Here is an 18,521-nt window from a genome sequence, read left to right as displayed (position 1 = left end):
AATTGCTCACATTGTCGCGGGCGCCCCGCGGTGCTCGGCCCGGAGAACCGCGAGGCAAGTCTGACTCAAGGATCCGGCTGCTCTTCGAAAGTCTCACGCAAGGCGATCTGCATGGCCGCGTGGATTTTCACGCACCAGCGCCACACCAGCGCCAGCAGTAACGCGGCGCAAACCAGCACCGCGGCGAGCAGGCCGGTCGGCGGCAGAATGCCGCCGGAAAGCGCCGAGACCAGCAGAAACACGCCGACCATCGAGACCACCGGCACCAGATCGGAGATTGTGTAGCGGATCGCGCTCGTGAAGCGCCCCGCCGTCGCCGGTTGCACGCTGACTTCGGCAAGCAGCAAGGCAAGCGACTTGAGCTTGCGATAGACGGCGACGAGAAACGGCAGCGACACGACCAGCGCGACGCTCCATAACACCACGCGTTGCATCGGCTCTGAACTCACCCAATGTGTGAGCCACGCACTGGTAAAAGGCGCGCTATACGTCACGATCAAAAATATCGCGGCGACCAGCGCCAGGTTGACAGCGATCTGCAGAATGATCCGCCGCGTCATGCTGAACAGCGTGGGTTCGCCGCTTCCCGTGCTCAAGCTGCGCAACCATTGCCCGTACATGCCGAATACGTTCGCGAGAGTGCGCGGCATGGCGTGACCGAGGCGCTGCGTGAGCGGATCGGCCGCGCGGATCAGATACGGCGTGAACAACGTGGTCAACGCCGACACCGCCACCGCGATCGGATACAGAAACGCGCTCGTCACCTTCAGCGTCAAGCCGAGCGACGCGATGATGAACGAGAACTCGCCGATCTGCGAAACGGTCATGCCGATGCGCATCGCCGTGCGGCCGTCCTTACCGGCGAGAAAGGTGCCGAGCCCGCACGACACGATCTTGCCGACGATCACCGCCACCGTGATCACCGCGATCGGCCATGCGTAGTCGACCAGCACGGCCGGGTTCAGCATCAAACCGATGGTCACGAAGAAGATCGCGGAAAAGGCGTCGCGCAGCGGCGCGATCAGATGCTCGATCCGATGCAGATGGCGCGATTCCGCCATGATCGCGCCGATCAGGAACGCGCCGAGCGCGATGCTGTAGTCGAGCTTCACGACCAGCAGACAAAAACCGAAGCAGAAGCCCAGCACGGAGACGAGCAGCATCTCGTCGCTCTTCGCGCGCGCCACGTAGTTCAACGCGCGCGGCACGACCAGAATGCCGACCACCAGCGACACCGTCATGAACAGCAGCAGCTTGCCGAGCGTGACCACGGCGACGCCCGCGCTCAACTGCCCCGTCTGCGCGATGCCCGACAGCAGCACCAGCATGGCGATGGCGAGAATGTCTTCCACGATCAGAATGCCGAACACCAGTTGCGCGAAGCTCTCGCGCTTCAGGCCCAGTTCGGAGAGCGCCTTGACGATGATGGTGGTCGACGAGATCGCGAGGATCGCGCCGAGGAACAGCGAATCCATCGAACTCCAGCCGAACGCGCTGCCGATCTCGTAACCGATCCACAGCATCAGCACGATCTCGGAGAGCGCCGCGACGATCGCCGTCGCGCCGACCTTGAAGAGCTTGCGCAGGCTGAATTCGAGGCCGAGCGAAAACATCAGGAACACCACGCCGAGTTCACCGAGCGTCTGAATGGTCTGCTCGTCGTGGATCAACTGGAATGGCGGCGTGTACGGCCCGATGATCACGCCGGCCGCGATGTAGCCGAGCACCACCGGCTGTTTCAGGCGATGGAACAGCACGGTGACGACGCCGGCGAGCGCCATCACGACCGCCAGGTCCTGAATGAAGCCGATGCCATGGTGCATGGATACGTCCCTTACAAAAAGTAATATTGAAAACGCAGTTTAGCAAAGGAACGCGGCACCCCGCCGCACGTCGGCGTTCGAAGAAATGGCATTGGCGGCAAGCCGCGCCCCTCACCCGCGGCGTCCGCAAGAATGTTTTTGGCGTGCTGGACTCCCGTGAAATATCACAATAATATTTGCAGAATATTTTCTCTGGAGTTGAGTAATGCAGCAGGTGTCCTTCAATGTTGTAGACCGTTCCGGCGGTAGCTGCGCCGCGATCGCCGAGGTGAATCGCCTGACCATTGCCGGCTGGGCCGGGCGCGATCAGGCCGCGATCGAGCATCACATCGCCGAACTGGCTGAACTCGGCGTGAAGCGGCCGTCCACCACGCCGTGCTTCTACCGCCTCGGTGCGGAACTGCTGACGCAGGCCGAGCAGATCGACGTGGTCGGCGTGAAGTCGAGTGGCGAAGCCGAATGCGTGCTGGTGCAGACAAAGACGGGCTTGCTCGTCACCGTGGGTTCGGATCACACCGACCGCGAAGTCGAGGCCTACAGCGTGACCGTCTCCAAACAGGTCTGCCCGAAACCCTTGGCGCGCGACGCCTGGCGTTTCGACGACGTGGCCGGCCACTGGGATCAGCTTGAGCTACGCGCCTTCGCAGTCACCCGCACCGGCGAGCGGCACGTCTATCAGCAGGGCAGCGTGGCATCGCTGCTGCCGGCCGCCGATCTGCTCACGCGCGCGCCGCTCGCGCAAGGCGCGGCGATGTTCTGCGGCACGCTGGCGGTACAGGGCGGCATCGTCGGCATGGCCGACGGCGACGCGCTCGAACTCGAATTGCACGATCCCATCCTGAACCGCACGCTGCGCCACGCCTATCGCGTGCGCGCGCTACCTATCGTCGAATGAGGCATTCATGAGCTCCCCTTCGCTATCCGCCGCCGACGCGTCTTCCGACGCCTGGCTCGAAGCCGCCGCCCTGCGCAAAATCACCTGGCGCATCATGCCGTTCCTGTTTCTCGTCTACGTGCTGTCGTATCTGGACCGCGTCAACATCGGTTACGCGAAGCTGCAGTTCACCGGCGACCTCGGCTTGTCGAACGCGGCGTACGGACTCGGCGCGGGGATCTTCTTCTTCGGCTACTTCGTGTTCGAAGTGCCGAGCAATCTGCTGCTGAAGAAGTTCGGCGCGCGCGCCACGATCGCCCGCATCACGATGCTGTGGGGCCTGCTGTCGTGTCTGATGATGTTCGTACGTACGGAGACAATGTTCTACGTGCTGCGCTTTTTTCTAGGCGTCGCCGAAGCCGGGCTGGTGCCGGGCGTAGTGCTCTATCTGACCTTCTGGTTTCCGTCGGACCGCCGCGCGCGCATGGTCGCCGTGTTCATGGCGGCGATTCCGGTTGCGGGCATCATCGGCGCGCCGTTGTCGGGCTTTCTGATGTCGGCGCTGCATGAAGCGCACGGCTTGCGCGGCTGGCAGTGGATGTTCCTGATCGAAGGCATTCCGTCGATCCTCGCCGGCTTCTGGGCGCTCGCCGTGCTGCGCAACACGCCCGCCGAAGCCGCCTGGCTCACCGACGACGAAAAGCGCGTGATCCTCGGCCGTCTCGGGCGAGAAAACACCGCGGCCGCGGCGGCCGGCGCCGAACATAGCCTGGCCGTGGCATTGCGCTCGGGCCGCTTCTGGCTGCTCACGCTGATCTATTTCTGCCTCGTCACCGGCAATGCGGGCTTCTCGTTCTGGTTGCCGCAGATCGTCAAGGATCTCGGCGTGACGAACCTCGTCACCAACGGTTTCGTCACCGCGATTCCGTATCTGGCGGCGGGCATCGGCATGATCCTGATCGGCCGTTCGTCGGATATCACCGGCGAGCGGCGCTGGCACTATGCCGTGTGCTGCTTCATCGGCGCAGCGGGCCTGCTCGGCAGCGCCTCGGTGACCAACTCGATTCCGCTCGCCGTCACCGGTTTGTCGATTGCGTATGTCGGCATCCTCGCGGGCTTCGGCATTTTCTGGTCGATGTCGACAACCTTCCTGCAAGGCACGGCCGCGGTCGCCGGAATCGCGGTGATCAACTCGATCGCGAATCTCGCGGGGTATGTGAGCCCGTATGTGCTCGGCATCGTCAAAGACGCGACGCATAGCGTGACGTTCGGGCTCGTGCTGATCGCGGGGGCGCTGATTGTAGGCGGGCTGGTTACGCTGATGATGCCGCGCGTCAAGGTGCAGCAAGCGGCGGCAGTCGCGCCGAGCCGCGCCTGACAGACGGCGATGGACGCGATCTGGCGACGCGCCGGCGGAGAATACGCGCGTCGTGCGAAACGAAAGCGAGCGCGGGACCGCGTTCCATTCGCGCCGCCTCTGGAGAGCGCGGGCTGATCGCCCACCAGCCGCAGCACGCAGCCGACCCGCGTCGCGCGCGCAAAACCTTGCTCTACAATGCGGACGACATTGTCCGCTGCCACTTCACATGACGCTTTTGCAGACCGCCCGCCCTTCCACGCCCGCCCGCGCGACCGCCGCCGCGAGTCTCGCCGAGCAGGCGTATGCGTTCGTCAAGCGCGAGATCATCACCATGCGCCTGCGGCCGAGCGAGGTGCTCAACGAAGCGGAACTGATGGCGCTGACCGGCATCGGCAGGACGCCGGTTCATCAGGCGCTGCATCGGCTGGTGCACGAAGGCATGCTGACCATCATGCCGCGCAAGGGCATCATGGTCCGCCCGGTTTCGCTCGACGACGTGCTGGCGATCATCGACGTGCGTCTCGTGAACGAAAGCTACTGCGTCGAACTGGCCGCACGCCACGCGCAACAGCACGACTACGACGCGATGCAGGCGCTGCTGGACCGCTCGGCCGTGTGCGTCGCCGCGCACGATATCGAAGGCATGATGGATATCGACCGCGAGTTTCATCTGGCGATTTCGGCGGCCTCGCGCAATCCGGTGCTGGCCGACATCCTGCGCGGGCTGCATGAGCGCTCGCTGCGCTTCTGGTTCATTTCGCTGTCCGAGCCGCATCATCTGGAGGACGTGCACGAGGAACATCTCGAACTGTTTGACCTTCTGCGCAAACGCGACGCCGAAGGCGCGCGCCAATCCGTGCAAAAACATATCGAAGCGTTCCGCGCCACGCTTTTCAACCGCATCTGATCGACCGCATTCGAGCCACCGCATTCAGCTCACGCATCTAGCTCATGCATCTAGCTCACGCATTTAGCCCAACGACCGGCTTCGCCCGGTTCAACCGGATTTCTACCGACATCATGGCCACTGAATTCACGCCTTTTCCGCCGCTAGCCCAGCTTGCCGCCGACCTCGCCGCCGGACGCACCACGAGCCGCGCGCTCGTCGAGACCGCGCTCGAACGGATCGCCGATCCGGCCGGCCAGGGCGCCGCCGTTTTCATGCATGTCGACGCCGACAGCGCCCGCGCCGCCGCCGACGCGCATGACCGTCTGCGTGCCGCCGGCACCGTGCTCTCGCCGCTCGCCGGGATTCCGGTGTCGGTCAAAGACCTGTTCGATATCGAAGGCCAGCCGACCCGCGCCGGTTCCACCGTGCTCGCCGACGCCCCCGCCGCCAAGGCGGACGCCGTCGCGGTCGCGCGTTTGAAGCGGGCAGGCGCGGTGCTCGTCGGCCGGACCAATATGAGCGAGTTCGCGTTTTCCGGACTGGGCCTGAACCCGCACTACGGCAATCCGCTGTCGCCGTACCAGCGCGGCGTGAAAGGCGATGAGCGGATTTCGGGCGGCTCGTCCTCGGGCGCGGCGGCTTCCGTCGCGGACGGCATGGCGGCCGTTGCGCTCGGCACCGACACCGGCGGCTCGATCCGCATTCCGGCTGCCCTGTGCGGCTTGACCGGCTTCAAACCGACCGCCGACCGGATTCCCAAACAGGGCGGCGTGCCGCTTTCGTCGACCCTCGATTCGTTTGGGCCGATCGGCGTTTCGGTAGCGTGCTGCACGCTGGTGGACCGCATGCTGGCCGGGCTCGAGCCGCGCATTCCGGCCGCTCGGCCGCTGGAAGGCGTGCGCCTCGGTGTGCTCACCAATTTCGTTACCGACGGCGTCGAGCCGGCGGTCGCCGCGGCAATCGACACGGCGCTCAAGCATCTGGAAGCGGCCGGCGCGATCGTCAGCGAAGTGCGGTTCGCGCCGCTCGACCGTTTGCCCGAGATCAACCGCTTCGGGTTCTCGCCGATCGAAGCGTATGCGTGGCATCGTCCGTTGCTGGAAAAGCATCGCGAGCAATATGATCCGCGTGTGCTGGTGCGCATTCTGAAGGGCCAGCCGGCCAGCGCCGCCGACTATCTCGACCTGCTCGCCGAACGCGAGGCGATGTTGGCCGAAGCCGCCCGCACGTTGTGGCAACGTTTCGACGCGGTCGTCGCGCCCACGGTGCCGGTGGTGCCGCCGCGCGTCGCCGATCTGGTCGACGACGATGACGCCTTCGGCCGCACCAACGCGTTGATCCTGCGCAACCCGAGCGTGTTCAACTTCCTCGACAGCTGCGCGCTGTCGCTGCCGTGCCATCTGCGCGGCGACGCGCCGGTCGGCCTGATGCTGGCCGGCGCGCCGCACGCCGACGACGCGCTGCTGGCCATCGGCCGCGGCGCCGAAGCGGTGCTCAAGGCGATTCGCTGACCGAGCAACGCCAACGCGCTCGATCAGGAAATACGCCGTAAAAGCAGGATAAGCGGCGCGGCGGGGGTTCGCGCTAGAATCGCGGGCACCCGCCCTTTCCGTTTCGAGACAGCCACACGATCCATGAATAACGACACTGCAATGCTGCGCCGCGAGCGCTCCCTGCTGGTTCTGCTTGGCCTGATCTGCGTTGCCCTCGTGGGCGGCGCGCTGTATCTGCAGTATTTTCTGCACGAAGACCCGTGCCCGTTGTGCATCATCCAACGGTATTTCTTCCTGCTGATCGCGATCTTCGCGTTCCTCGGCGCACGTTTCAACCACTGGCGCGGCGTACGTCTGCTGGAAGTGCTGGCCGCCTTGTCGGCGCTGGCCGGCATCGTCACGGCCGCGCGTCATGTGTATGTTCAGGCGAACCCGGGCTTTAGCTGTGGCTTCGACGCACTGCAGCCGTTGGTCGACAGCTTGCCGCCCGCGCATTGGCTGCCGGGCGTGTTCAAGGTTGCCGGGTTGTGTGAGACGGCCTATCCGCCCATCCTGGGCCTGACGCTGCCGCAATGGTCGCTGGTCGCGTTTGTGGTCGCTTTCATCCCCTTGGCGCTGACGCTGGTTCGCAACCGCCGCCGGATTGCCTGACCGGCGTTCTGCCGCCCCGCGTTCACCATTCCTGAACGACTAAAGCCGGATTTTGTGCCGCCGAACGCGCGACGCGAAATCCGGCATTTTTTCGCCCCCAAACCACGCCGTCTCTGGTCCGCCAGACCGTCTATTTCCCCCGCAACGCCCCGCCCCGCCTGGTTTTCAGACTTCCGCCGGCTCACGCAACTTCCCGCCTTGCCGCGAATCGTACTTATCTCATGACCGCTTCCGAATAAGCTTCATGCGAGATGGGAAATCTTTTTGGGACAAGGTAATGCTATCTTCGGAACTGGATGGCGATCTACGTGCGCGAGGCCGGCTTCGGCGCGGCCCCATGCGTAACGCGCGCCCGGTCCGCACTGTCTTTCGGATTCGCCATGACAACGCAAACCATCCGCTTTTATCACCAGGGGTCCGTCCGTGAGGTTGCGGGCGTACCTGCGTCGCGCACCGTGCTTCAGCACCTGCGCGAAGATCTGCATTGCACCGGCACGAAAGAAGGCTGCGCGGAAGGCGACTGCGGCGCCTGCACGGTGGTCATCGGCGAACTGGACGCGCACGGTGGCCTCGCGCTGAAAGCGGTCAATGCCTGCATCCAGTTTCTGCCGACGCTGGACGGCCGCGCGCTCTTCACCGTCGAAGATCTGCGCGCCGCCGACGGCGCCCTGCACCCCGTGCAACAGGCCATGGTCGATTGCCACGGTTCGCAGTGTGGCTTCTGCACGCCCGGTTTCGTGATGTCGATGTGGGCGCTGTACGAAAACCAGCCGGCCGCCGCCGGCCTGCCCACCCGCGATGAGATCAACGCCGCGCTCTCCGGCAATCTGTGCCGCTGCACCGGCTACCGGCCGATCGTCGACGCGTCGCAGAAAATGTTTGACTATCCGCAATTCCCGCGCGTGACGCTCGACCGCAAGGCCGTCGCGGATCAGCTGCGCGAACTGCAACGGCGCGACACCTTCGAATATTGTGCGCCCGACACGCGCGGCGCCGCGTTCGGTTCACCCACCTTTTATGCGCCGATCTCACTCGATGCGTTCGCCAGACTCCGCGCCGACCGTCCACACGCGCGACTGCTGGCCGGGAGCACCGACGTCGGCCTGTGGGTCACCAAGCAATTCCGCGATCTCGGCGACATTCTGTACATCGGCAACGTCGCCGAATTGAAGACGATCGAGCGCGATGCGCAGACGCTGACGATCGGCGCCGCTGTCACACTTGAAGAGGCGTATGCGGCACTCGCCATCGACTACCCCGAACTCGCCGAACTGTGGACGCGTTTCGCGTCGCTGCCGATCCGCAATGCCGGCACGCTCGGCGGCAACGTCGCGAACGGCTCGCCGATCGGCGATTCGATGCCGGCGCTGCTCGCGCTCGGCGCCGAAGTCGTGCTGCGTCATGGTCCAAAAACGCGCACGCTGCCGCTCGACGCCTTTTACCTCGGCTACCAGAAGACCGCGCTCGCGGCCGGCGAATTCCTCGCGGCGCTGCGCGTGCCGCGGCCGGCCGGCAATCTGCGCTTTCGTACCTACAAGGTGTCGAAGCGCTACGACCAGGACATCTCGGCCGTGTGCGCGGCGTTCGCGCTGCACCTCGGCGAAGACGGCGTGATTCAGCAAGCCCGCATCGCGTTCGGCGGCATGGCGGCGACGCCGAAGCGGGCCGCGCAGACCGAAGCCGTCCTGAACGGCGCAAGCTGGGACGAAAGCACCGCGCGGCAAGCCATGAATGCGCTGGTCGCCGACTACCAGCCGCTCACCGACATGCGCGCGTCGAGCGCGTATCGACTGAAGGTGGCGCGCAACGTGCTGTGGCGCTTCCACCTCGAAACGCGCGATGACGCGCCCCTCGCCCTCTTCGACGTGAATGCGTTCGCGTTCGAAGCCGGCGCGCCGGACGCCGCCGTTGCGAAGGAGCCGTCGTGATGAACCGCACCGATGCTTTTGTCGAACATGCCGCGAGGCCCGTTGCTCACGCAAGCGACGCGTCGATCGGCGTGTCGCTGCCGCATGAATCGGCCGCGCTGCACGTGAGCGGCGAAGCGACCTACACAGACGACGCGCCCGAACTGCAAGGCACGCTGCACGCGGCGCTCGGCCTGTCGCGCCATGCGCATGCGCGGATCGTGTCGATGGATCTGGACGCGGTCAGGAAAGCACCGGGCGTGATCGCCGTGCTGACCGCGGAAGATATCCCCGGCGAGAACAATTGCGGCCCGGTGCTGCACGACGACCCGATTCTCGCCGTCGATGAAGTGCTGTACCTCGGCCAACCGGTGTTCGCCGTGATCGCCGAAAGCCACGACCTCGCCCGCCGCGCCGCCGCGCTCGCAAAGAGCGACGACGTGATCCGCTACGAACCGCTCGAAGCCATCCTCACGCCCGCCGACGCCAAAGCCGCGAAGCAGTTCGTGCTGCCGCCGCTGCATCTGAAACGCGGCGAGCCGGATGCAAAGATTGCCGCAGCGCCGAACCGGATCAGCGGCACGTTCGAAGTCGGCGGGCAGGAACAGTTCTATCTGGAAGGCCAGATTGCGTACGCGGTGCCGAAGGAACTGGACGGCATGCTCGTCTACAGTTCGACGCAGCACCCGAGCGAGATGCAACAGGTGGTCGCGCATATGCTCGACTGGCCGCAGCACAATGTGGTGTGCGAATGCCGGCGCATGGGCGGCGGCTTCGGCGGCAAGGAATCGCAATCGGCAGTGTTCGCCTGCGTGGCCGCCCTCGCCGCGAAACTGCTGCGCCGTCCGGTCAAACTGCGCGCCGACCGCGACGACGATTTCATGATCACCGGCAAGCGCCACGACGCGGTCTACGCGTACGAAGCCGGCTTCGACGACAGCGGCCGCATTCTCGGCGCGCGCGTCGAAATCGCGTTGCGCGCGGGCTATTCCGCTGATCTCTCCGGCGCGGTCGCCACGCGCGCCGTCTGCCATTTCGACAATGCGTACTACCTGTCCGACGTCGACATCGTCGCGCTGTGCTGCAAGACCAACACGCAATCGAACACCGCGTTTCGCGGCTTCGGCGGCCCGCAAGGCGCGCTCGTGATGGAGGTGATGCTCGACAGCATCGCGCGTCAGTTGAACTGCGATCCGCTCGACGTGCGCCTCGCCAACTACTACGGCATCGGCGGGCGCGACACGACGCCGTACGGACAGCGCGTCGAGGACAACATCATCGCGCCACTGACCGACGAACTGCTCGGCACCAGCGACTATCGCGCGCGCCGCAAAGCGATTGCGGCGTTCAATGCAGGCAGTCCGGTGCTTAAGCGCGGCATCGCGTTTTCGCCGGTGAAGTTCGGCATTTCGTTCAACGTGCCGTTTCTGAATCAGGCCGGCGCGCTGGTGCACGTGTACAAAGACGGCTCGGTGCTCGTCAATCATGGCGGCACGGAAATGGGCCAAGGGCTCAACACCAAAGTCGCGCAAGTGGTCGCCAACGAGTTCGGCTTGCCGCTCGCGCGCGTGCGGGTCACGGCAACCGATACTTCCAAGATCGCGAACACTTCGGCAACGGCCGCATCCACCGGCAGCGATCTGAACGGCAAGGCCGCCGAAGCCGCCGCAAAAACGATTCGCGCGCGGCTTGCTGAACTCGTCGCAAAACAACTCGGCGGCACGGCGAACGACGTGCAATTCGCCAACGGCGAAGTATCGGTGAACGGTGGCGCGATGCCGTTCGAACAACTGGTCGGCGCCGCGTATCTGGCGCGCGTGCAGTTGTGGTCGGACGGTTTCTACACCACGCCGAAAGTGCATTGGGATGCGAAAACGCTGACCGGTCACCCGTTTTATTACTTCGCGTATGGTGCGGCGGTCTCGGAAGTCGTGATCGATACGCTGACCGGCGAATGGAAACTGGTGCGAGCGGACGTGCTGCACGACGCCGGGCAATCGATCAATCCGGCCATCGACATCGGCCAGGTGGAAGGCGGCTTCGTTCAGGGCATGGGCTGGCTCACCACCGAGGAACTCTGGTGGAACCGTGACGGCCGCCTGATGACGCACGCGCCGTCGACCTACAAGATTCCCGCGGTCAGCGACACGCCCGCCGCGTTCCACGTGCAGCTCTATCAGAACCGCAACGCCGAGCCGACCGTGTTCCGCTCGAAGGCCGTGGGTGAGCCGCCGTTGCTGTTGCCGTTCTCGGTGTTTCTGGCGATTCGCGACGCGATCGCGGCCGCCGTGCCGGATGCGCAGGAGGCGCCGCAGTTGCGCGCGCCGGCCACGCCCGAAGCGATTCTCGACGCATTGGACGCCTTGCAACCGCAGCCCGCGCCGCCACCGGCAACGGAACCCGCGACGACCGACACGACCGCGTGAAAGGCGTGAAAAGATAACCCCACGGCCTGACGCGACACGAACGCGCCAGGCCACACTCAACCAGCCGCACGGACACCCCGCGCGGCCACGTATGGAGAACGCCGGATGCAAGCCTGGCTGCCTGACCTGCAACAACTGCTCGCGCACGGTGACGCCGCCGTGCTGGTGACGGTCGCGCGCGTCGAAGGTTCGGCGCCCCGCGAAGCCGGCACCAAGATGATCGTCACGCGCGATTCGGCGAAACACACCATCGGCGGTGGACACCTCGAATGGAAAGCCATTGAGACCGCGCGCCAGGTGCTGCGCGACGGCATGCGCTCACCGCATATGCGCCGGCTGGAGCGTTTCGCGCTCGGCCCAAGTCTCGGCCAATGCTGCGGCGGCGCGGTGATTCTCGCATTCGAGCGGCTCGATGTGGGCGACCTCGGCTGGATCACGACGCTCGCGAAACGCGTGGCCGCGGGCCAGTCGACGGTGCGTAGCGTATCATTCGGCCCCGCACCGGATGCGGTGATGCTGTCCGACCCCGAGCCGGGCGTCGACGCCGCCGACTGCCTGCTGTGGGACGGCGCCGGTTTCGACGACAGTGGCGCGCTGCTCACCGAAACCATCGCGCCAGGCGACTTCTCGGTCGTGCTGTTCGGCGCCGGCCACGTGGGCGCCGCGCTGGTTCGCGTGCTGGCCACGCTGCCGTGCGAGGTCCGCTGGGTCGACGAACGCGACGCGCAATTTCCGGCCGCGGAAACGCTGCATGCGCCGAACGTGAAGATCGATCCGAACGACGCCCCCGACGAAGCCATCGACCAGGCCGCGCCGAACACGTACTTCATCGTGATGACGCACAACCATGCGCTCGATCTCGAACTGGCCGAGCGCATTCTGCGGCGTGGCGACTTCGCGTTCTTCGGCATGATCGGCTCGCAAAGCAAGCGCAAGCAGTTCGAACACCGGCTGGCCGCGCGCGGGATCGATCCGGCGCTGATCGCGCGGATGAAGTGCCCGCTCGGCGTGGACGGCATCGTCGACAAGTCGCCGGAGATCATCGCGATCTCGGCGGCGGCGCAGGTGCTTCAGGCCGTCGAGCAGAACGCGGGCGTGCATCACGCCACGCAGACGGTTTGATGAGCGGCATGTGTTCGAGACAACGCTCACGCATCCGGTGCGCGAAGACTCCAAAAGCGATTCAACAAACTCCTGACCGACCATGACTACAACGACTGTTACCCCCACGCCGCTGGCCGAAAAAACCGCGCTGGCACCGAAGGCCGAGTTGCACATCCATATCGAAGGCTCGCTCGAACCCGAACTGATTTTCGCGCTCGCCGAGCGTAACGGCGTGAAGCTCGCGTACGACTCGATCGACGCCCTGCGCGCCGCATATGCGTTCACCGATCTGCAATCGTTCCTCGACATCTACTATGCGGGCGCGAGCGTGCTGCTGCACGAGCAGGACTTCTACGACATGACGATGGCCTATGTCGAGCGCTGCCTCGCCGACAACGTGATTCACAGCGAAATCTTCTTCGACCCGCAGACGCACACCGAACGCGCCGTGCCGATCGCGACCGTCGTGGCGGGCATCGAACGCGCGCTCGCTGACGCGGAAAAGCGCGGCATGACGAGCAAGCTGATTCTGTGCTTCCTGCGCCATCTGTCCGAAGAAGACGCGCTCGCCACCTTCGAAGAAGCGCGGCCGTTGTTCGAGCAATACAAGCATCGCCTGATCGGCGTCGGTCTCGATTCGTCGGAACGCGGCCATCCGCCTTCGAAGTTCGAACGTGTATTCGCCAAGGCGCGCGCGCTCGGCCTCAAACTCGTGGCGCATGCCGGCGAAGAAGGCCCGCCCTCGTATATCTATGAAGCGCTCGATCTGCTGAAAGTGGACCGCGTCGATCACGGCGTGCGCAGCATCGAAGATCCGGCGCTCGTCACGCGTCTGGCCGATTCGCGCGTCGCGCTGACCGTGTGCCCGCTGTCGAACCTGAAGCTGTGCGTATTCGACGACCTGACCAAGCACACGCTGAAGGACCTGCTCGATCGCGGCGTGGCCGTCACGGTGAATTCCGACGATCCGGCTTACTTTGGCGGCTACGTGAACGCCAATTATTTCGCCACCATCGACGCGTTGAAGCTCAACGATGCCGAGGTCTACACGATCATCCGCAACAGCTTCGAAGCGTCGTTCGTCACGCCCGAGCAACGCAGCGAACTGATCGCGAAGCTCGACGCGCACTGGCACCCAAGCGGTCCGCACTGACGGGCCGAGATATCGCAGCCGGCGGCGGCACGGGCTCATGAGTGAGCCGAGGTGTTAACCGTCGTCCGGGCTGTGCAGCTTTCCACAATCGGAGACGGTTTTTCCATGACTCAATCTGCCAACCCGGCCAAAGCAGCCCAACCGGCCCAAGCGGCATTCCGCGCGCAATTGCTGACCTTCAACGGCGATCCCGCGCAATCGCCCAACGCGGCAGTCTTCAACGAAGACGGTTTGTTGATCGTCGAAGACGGCCATGTCGTCGCGGCCGGCGCGTATGCCGCCCTCGCGCCGCAACTCGCGCCCGGTACGCAAGTGCAGGAAATGCGCGACAAGCTGATCGTGCCGGGTTTCATCGATACGCACATTCACTATCCGCAGACGGACATGATTGCCTCGCCGGCGCCGGGTTTGTTGCCATGGCTCGAAACGTACACGTTTCCGACCGAGCGCCGCTTCACGGATCCGGCCTACGCGCGCGACACCGCGAGCTTTTTCGTCGACGAACTGCTGGCGTGCGGCACGACCACCGCGCTCGTGTATTGCACGGTCCATAAGGAGTCGGCCGACGCGCTCTTCACCGAGAGCGAAGCGCGCAATCTGCGCATGGTGGCCGGCAAGGTGTTGATGGACCGCAACTGCCCCGAGTTCCTGCGCGACACCGCGCAGTCGGGCTATGACGACAGCGCCGAGTTGATCGGCCGCTGGCACAATCGCGGCCGCCAGATGTACGCGCTCACGCCGCGTTTCGCGCCAACTTCGACTGAAGCACAACTGGAAGCGTGCGGCGTGCTGGCGGGCAAGAACCCCGACATCTTTATCCAGAGCCACGTCGCGGAGAATCACGACGAAGTGAAATGGGTCGCCGATCTGTTCCCGGGCCACCGCAGCTATCTGGACATCTACGATCACTACGGTTTGCTGCGCCGCCGCGCCGTGTACGGCCATTGCATCCACCTCGACGAGGAAGACCGCAAGCGCATGGCGCAAACCGGCACGGTCGCCTCGCATTGCCCGACCTCGAACCTGTTCCTCGGCAGCGGCCTGTTCGACTTCGACAAGGCCGATGAAGCCGGCATGCCGGTCGCACTGGCCACGGACGTCGGCGGCGGCACCTCGTTCTCGATGCTGCAGACCATGAACGAGGCGCACAAGGTGGCGCGTCTGGGCGGCCATCATCTGACGGCCACGCGCATGTTCTATCTCGCGACCGCCGGCGCGGCCGAAGCGCTCGATCTGGCTGACAAGGTCGGCACGCTGAAGCCGAAGTCGGAAGCGGACTTCGTCGTGCTCGATCCGCGCGCAACGCCGCTGCTCGCGCGCCGCACCGCGCGCACTGAAACGCTCGAAGAGTTGCTGTTCGCGTTCGCGCTGCTCGGCGACGATCGCGCAATCTATGAGACGTATGCGGCCGGCAAGCGCGTGCACCGTCGTGATGATGCGCGGCAGGCTGCGTCGAGCGCGGCGAGGATCGCTGCTTGAGCTGGTGAGTTACGCGGATGAATAGAAAACGGCGCTTCGATCCCGAAGCGCCGTTTTTCTTTGATGGCCGCCGCGCGTGGCTTGCGCGCTCATCACCTGGAACGACGGCTATTCGGAGCCGTTAAGGTCATCGACTTTGATGATTTTCCACTGGCCGCCCGGTTGCTTCCGCATGAATGCCAGAACCGTCTGAAGCGTGGCCTTGGTGTCGCGTCCGAGGACGACCGGAACGACAGCAGTGTCGCCGAACATTAGGGCTGGTCGTGCTTCAATATGTGCGGCCCAGTCCTTTCCGTCGTAATCCTGAACTTTCGTAAAAGGATCGCTGTCACCGGCGAACTTGTTGGCCTTGTATTCCGCGCGCAAGAACTCGACAGTCGGCTTTGCTACGTATTGGAAAATGTCTTTATCGAGCAAGGGAAATCCACGATTTTCCGAATCGCGCTTTATGTACCACGCGTAAAACGCCTTCGCGCTTGCCTCGGGCGTGGCCGATTCCCCGTGCGCCAGAGCCAGCGGGTGAAAAAGCAGACCCAAAACCATGCTGAGCGCGGCGGCGAGAACCGCTAGATATTTCTTCATTGTCGTGTTCAGTTGTGGCGGTAGATTTTGTACGGCGGTTGTACGGTCCGATATTCCTGATTCGGGTAGAAGCCGTGATATTGCTTGAAGTCCGAAACCCAGATTCGCCCGTCGAACATCGCCATATGTCCAGCAGGATGGCTCGCAATGGGCTGAATCACAACCACGTCCCCCTTTGTAAGGTAAGCGGAATTGACTTCATAGAATCCGGCGCTGATCAATGATTGTCCGTAGTCTTTCGCGTCTCGCGTTCGATCAATCATGATCCCGCCTCGCTCAATCGCCAGTCGCACAAACTTTGCGCAATGACCCGTGCTTATCACCGAGGCATGAGCGTTGACATACTGGGCGGCGGCTGTTCGATCATACGCAGGCATTCGTGGGTCCTCGAGTTTTAATTGAACCTGAATGCTAGCCACCCCCACTCGTCTTGAAATCATTTGCTGACACTTGTTTGCATTTGCACACCTTGCGCGGCGACCTCGGCACAGCGCGCCCAGATCAGGTTGGCGGAGCAACTCCGCCTTGATCGGGACTCGAATTGATTCCCAGAACTGAATAGAAAACGGCGCTTCGATCCCGAAGCGCCGTTTTCTTTTAATGCCCACCGCGAAGCCAACTCACCGCTGCATGCACACCTCATGCAACGCATTCAACCGACGCACCGGATCAGCCACATACGGATTCGTCTCGTCCCACGCATAACCCGCTAGCACCGCGCTGATCATGCGGCGAATCGACGGCGTCTGCTCCGGATAGAAAATGATGTCCTGCAGCGCACCCGAATACCAGCGCTCCACAAAAGCACGGAACGTATCGATGCCCTTGCGCAACGGCACGTCGTAAGCGGCCGACCAGTCGATCTGCTCGCCGTCCAGTTGACGATTCAAGGTTTCCACCGCGAGATGCGCCGAGCGCAACGCAATCGTCACGCCGGACGAAAACACCGGATCGAGAAACTCGCCCGCATTGCCGAGCAGCGCGTAACCCGGCCCATGCAGACGCTCCACGTTCGCCGCATAGCCGCCGATGTGGCGAACCGGCATCAGGAACGGCGCGTTGCCGATCAAACGATTCAGCGTCGGCTCCTGCTGGATCAGCGCGCGCAGCTTCGCGTCGCGCTCCGCGTCCGGCACGTCGAGGAAACTCGCCTCGGCGACACACCCCACCGACGAACGTCCGCCCGCCAGCGGAATCATCCAGAACCACACGTCGCGGTGTTCTGGATGCGTCGCCACGCAAATCTTGTTGCGGTCCGTCACGCCAAATGGAATGCCGTCCTGGACGTGCGTGAAGATCGCGGCGCGCGTGGGCATGCGCGTCGGCGCTTCGAGGTTCAGCAGGCGCGGCAACGCACGGCCGAAGCCGCTTGCGTCGAACACGAAACGCGCTTCGATCTGATATGCGTGATCCGCTTCGTCGATCACATCGACCAAAGGCGTGGCCCCGATATGAACCGCGCGCACCGCGTGGCCGAAGCGCACCTCGGCACCCTGCTCCGCCGCGCAGCGGATCAGAATGTCGTCGAATACCGCGCGTTCCACCTGGTAGGTGGTGCCCCAACCCGGCGAGTGCTTGTCGCGGAAGTCGAACGCCGACGACCGGTCGCGATACACGAAATGCGCGCCATTCTTGTACTGGAAGCCCGCTTCGACCACGGCCTGCAGCATGCCGGCCTCTTCGAGATAGGCCATGCTCTGCGGCAGCAAGCTCTCGCCGATGGAAAAGCGCGGGAAGTGCTGGCGTTCCAGCACCAGCACGGAACGCCCGGTCTTGCGCAGCAAGGCCGCCGCCACCGCGCCCGCCGGTCCGGCGCCGATGATCACGACATCGACTGTCGTGCGCTTTGAAGAATGTGTACTCAAAATTGCCTCAATCGTTTGGCTTGCCCGGAGCAGCATTTCGCTGCATCCTTACGTCTCGTTACAACTACGCTTTGACGCCTCGAAGGATGTCTTCAGGGCGGGTACAGCAAGACGCCATTTCGCGGGGAGCCCAGCGTGTCGCCATCCGAAACATCCAGTGTGCCTTTCGTGCCGGAAACGGCTTTCGGAATCTGGTTCCTGCGTACCTATACCTGGGAACATCATGTGCTGCGGGTCGCGATCAACGACCTCAAACGCCTGATCGATACGCCCTTGCCCGAGGCGCCGGTGATCGTCGACGTCGGCTGCGGCCAGGGCATTTCCTTCCGTCTGCTCGCGCAGGCGTTCAAGCCACGCCGCCTTGTCGGCATCGACTTCCACGAGCCGTCGCTGGCGCTCGCCGCTCAGGCGGCAAACGCCTGCCGTGACAAGCTGGCAGATATTGAGCTGCTGCACGGCGACTGCGCGAAATTGCCGCTGCCCGACGCAAGCGCCGATATCGTGTTCTGCCATCAAACTTTCCACCACCTGGTCGAGCAGGACCGCGCGCTCGCCGAGTTCCACCGCGTGCTCAAACCGGGCGGCGTGTTGCTATTCGCCGAATCCACCGACGCGTACATCAAATCGTGGGTGATCCGGCTGCTGTTCCGCCACCCGATGCACGTGCAAAAGAGCGCCGACGGCTACCTCGACATGATCCGGCGCGGCGGCTTTCACTTCAGCGAGCGCAACGTGTCGCTGCCCTATCTCTGGTGGAGCCGCGCGAAAGACTTTGGTCTGTTCGAGCGGCTCGGGCTGTCTCATCCGCAACCCGGCAAGCGTCGGGAAACGCTGGTCAATGTCGCGGCGGTCAAAGCCAGTTAATGCGCAGCAAGGCGCGCGCCTGATGCGATAAAACAGCGCAAGGCGGCGTAC

15 protein-coding genes are annotated in these 18,521 nt (G+C 64.1%); 11 read left to right on the top strand and 4 right to left on the bottom strand.

Annotation, left to right across the window (positions count from 1 at the left end; all coding sequences use genetic code 11):
- Window positions 1-65: 65 nt before the first annotated feature.
- A complete protein-coding gene (locus B0G71_RS02620) occupies window positions 66-1,823 on the bottom strand; it encodes a cation:proton antiporter (protein ID WP_116139563.1) in 1,758 nt (585 codons plus the stop codon).
- 205 nt (window positions 1,824-2,028) lie between these two features.
- On the opposite strand from B0G71_RS02620, the gene B0G71_RS02615 reads away from it, so the two are divergent.
- The 10 genes from B0G71_RS02615 (at window position 2,029) to guaD (ending at window position 15,159) form a co-directional block, all read left to right on the top strand.
- A complete protein-coding gene (locus B0G71_RS02615; RefSeq protein WP_116139561.1) occupies window positions 2,029-2,718 on the top strand; it encodes a DUF2848 domain-containing protein in 690 nt (229 codons plus the stop codon).
- Window positions 2,719-2,725: 7 nt separating this feature from the next.
- On the top strand, window positions 2,726-4,075 hold the full coding sequence (locus B0G71_RS02610) for an MFS transporter (RefSeq protein WP_116139559.1): 1,350 nt from the start codon (window positions 2,726-2,728) through the stop codon (window positions 4,073-4,075).
- Between the two features lie 208 nt (window positions 4,076-4,283).
- A complete protein-coding gene (locus B0G71_RS02605; protein ID WP_116139557.1) occupies window positions 4,284-4,964 on the top strand; it encodes a GntR family transcriptional regulator in 681 nt (226 codons plus the stop codon).
- 113 nt (window positions 4,965-5,077) lie between these two features.
- Window positions 5,078-6,457 carry an amidase gene (locus B0G71_RS02600; protein WP_116139555.1) on the top strand — a complete coding sequence of 460 codons (1,380 nt, stop codon included), beginning with the start codon at window positions 5,078-5,080 and terminating at the stop codon, window positions 6,455-6,457.
- Between the two features lie 123 nt (window positions 6,458-6,580).
- On the top strand, window positions 6,581-7,090 hold the full coding sequence (locus tag B0G71_RS02595; protein WP_106283292.1) for a disulfide bond formation protein B: 510 nt from the start codon (window positions 6,581-6,583) through the stop codon (window positions 7,088-7,090).
- A 380-nt stretch (window positions 7,091-7,470) separates the two neighbouring features.
- Window positions 7,471-9,018 carry a xanthine dehydrogenase small subunit gene (gene xdhA / locus B0G71_RS02590; RefSeq protein WP_181916703.1) on the top strand — a complete coding sequence of 516 codons (1,548 nt, stop codon included), beginning with the start codon at window positions 7,471-7,473 and terminating at the stop codon, window positions 9,016-9,018.
- Entirely contained in the window at window positions 9,018-11,423 is a 2,406-nt protein-coding gene (gene xdhB / locus B0G71_RS02585) for a xanthine dehydrogenase molybdopterin binding subunit (RefSeq protein WP_116139551.1), read from the top strand. The genes xdhA and xdhB overlap by 1 nt, the downstream gene beginning before the upstream one ends.
- A gap of 105 nt (window positions 11,424-11,528) precedes the next feature.
- Complete coding sequence (gene xdhC / locus B0G71_RS02580; protein ID WP_116139549.1) at window positions 11,529-12,545, top strand: xanthine dehydrogenase accessory protein XdhC; 1,017 nt, start codon at window positions 11,529-11,531, stop codon at window positions 12,543-12,545.
- An 82-nt stretch (window positions 12,546-12,627) separates the two neighbouring features.
- Window positions 12,628-13,680, top strand: a complete 1,053-nt coding sequence (locus tag B0G71_RS02575; RefSeq protein WP_116139547.1) for an adenosine deaminase — start codon at window positions 12,628-12,630, stop codon at window positions 13,678-13,680.
- A 105-nt stretch (window positions 13,681-13,785) separates the two neighbouring features.
- Complete coding sequence (gene guaD, locus B0G71_RS02570) at window positions 13,786-15,159, top strand: guanine deaminase (protein ID WP_116139546.1); 1,374 nt, start codon at window positions 13,786-13,788, stop codon at window positions 15,157-15,159.
- A 108-nt stretch (window positions 15,160-15,267) separates the two neighbouring features.
- Here the strand turns inward: guaD and B0G71_RS02565 are convergent, their stop codons facing one another.
- The 3 genes from B0G71_RS02565 to B0G71_RS02555 form a co-directional block, all read right to left on the bottom strand.
- Window positions 15,268-15,741, bottom strand: coding sequence for a DUF3828 domain-containing protein (locus tag B0G71_RS02565; RefSeq protein ID WP_116139544.1), 474 nt, complete (start codon window positions 15,739-15,741; stop codon window positions 15,268-15,270).
- An 8-nt stretch (window positions 15,742-15,749) separates the two neighbouring features.
- Window positions 15,750-16,160, bottom strand: coding sequence for a CHAP domain-containing protein (locus tag B0G71_RS02560; RefSeq protein ID WP_404935312.1), 411 nt, complete (start codon window positions 16,158-16,160; stop codon window positions 15,750-15,752).
- Window positions 16,161-16,361: 201 nt separating this feature from the next.
- Complete coding sequence (locus tag B0G71_RS02555; protein ID WP_116148284.1) at window positions 16,362-17,606, bottom strand: NAD(P)/FAD-dependent oxidoreductase; 1,245 nt, start codon at window positions 17,604-17,606, stop codon at window positions 16,362-16,364.
- A 135-nt stretch (window positions 17,607-17,741) separates the two neighbouring features.
- On the opposite strand from B0G71_RS02555, the gene B0G71_RS02550 reads away from it, so the two are divergent.
- Window positions 17,742-18,470: a class I SAM-dependent methyltransferase gene (locus tag B0G71_RS02550; RefSeq protein WP_116139540.1), complete on the top strand. Its 729-nt coding sequence runs from the start codon at window positions 17,742-17,744 to the stop codon at window positions 18,468-18,470.
- Window positions 18,471-18,521 lie beyond the last annotated feature (51 nt).

The sequence above is a fragment of the Paraburkholderia sp. BL27I4N3 genome, from assembly GCF_003386115.1.
Lineage (GTDB): Bacteria > Pseudomonadota > Gammaproteobacteria > Burkholderiales > Burkholderiaceae > Paraburkholderia.
This window is presented reverse-complemented; position numbering and strand designations above follow the sequence as displayed.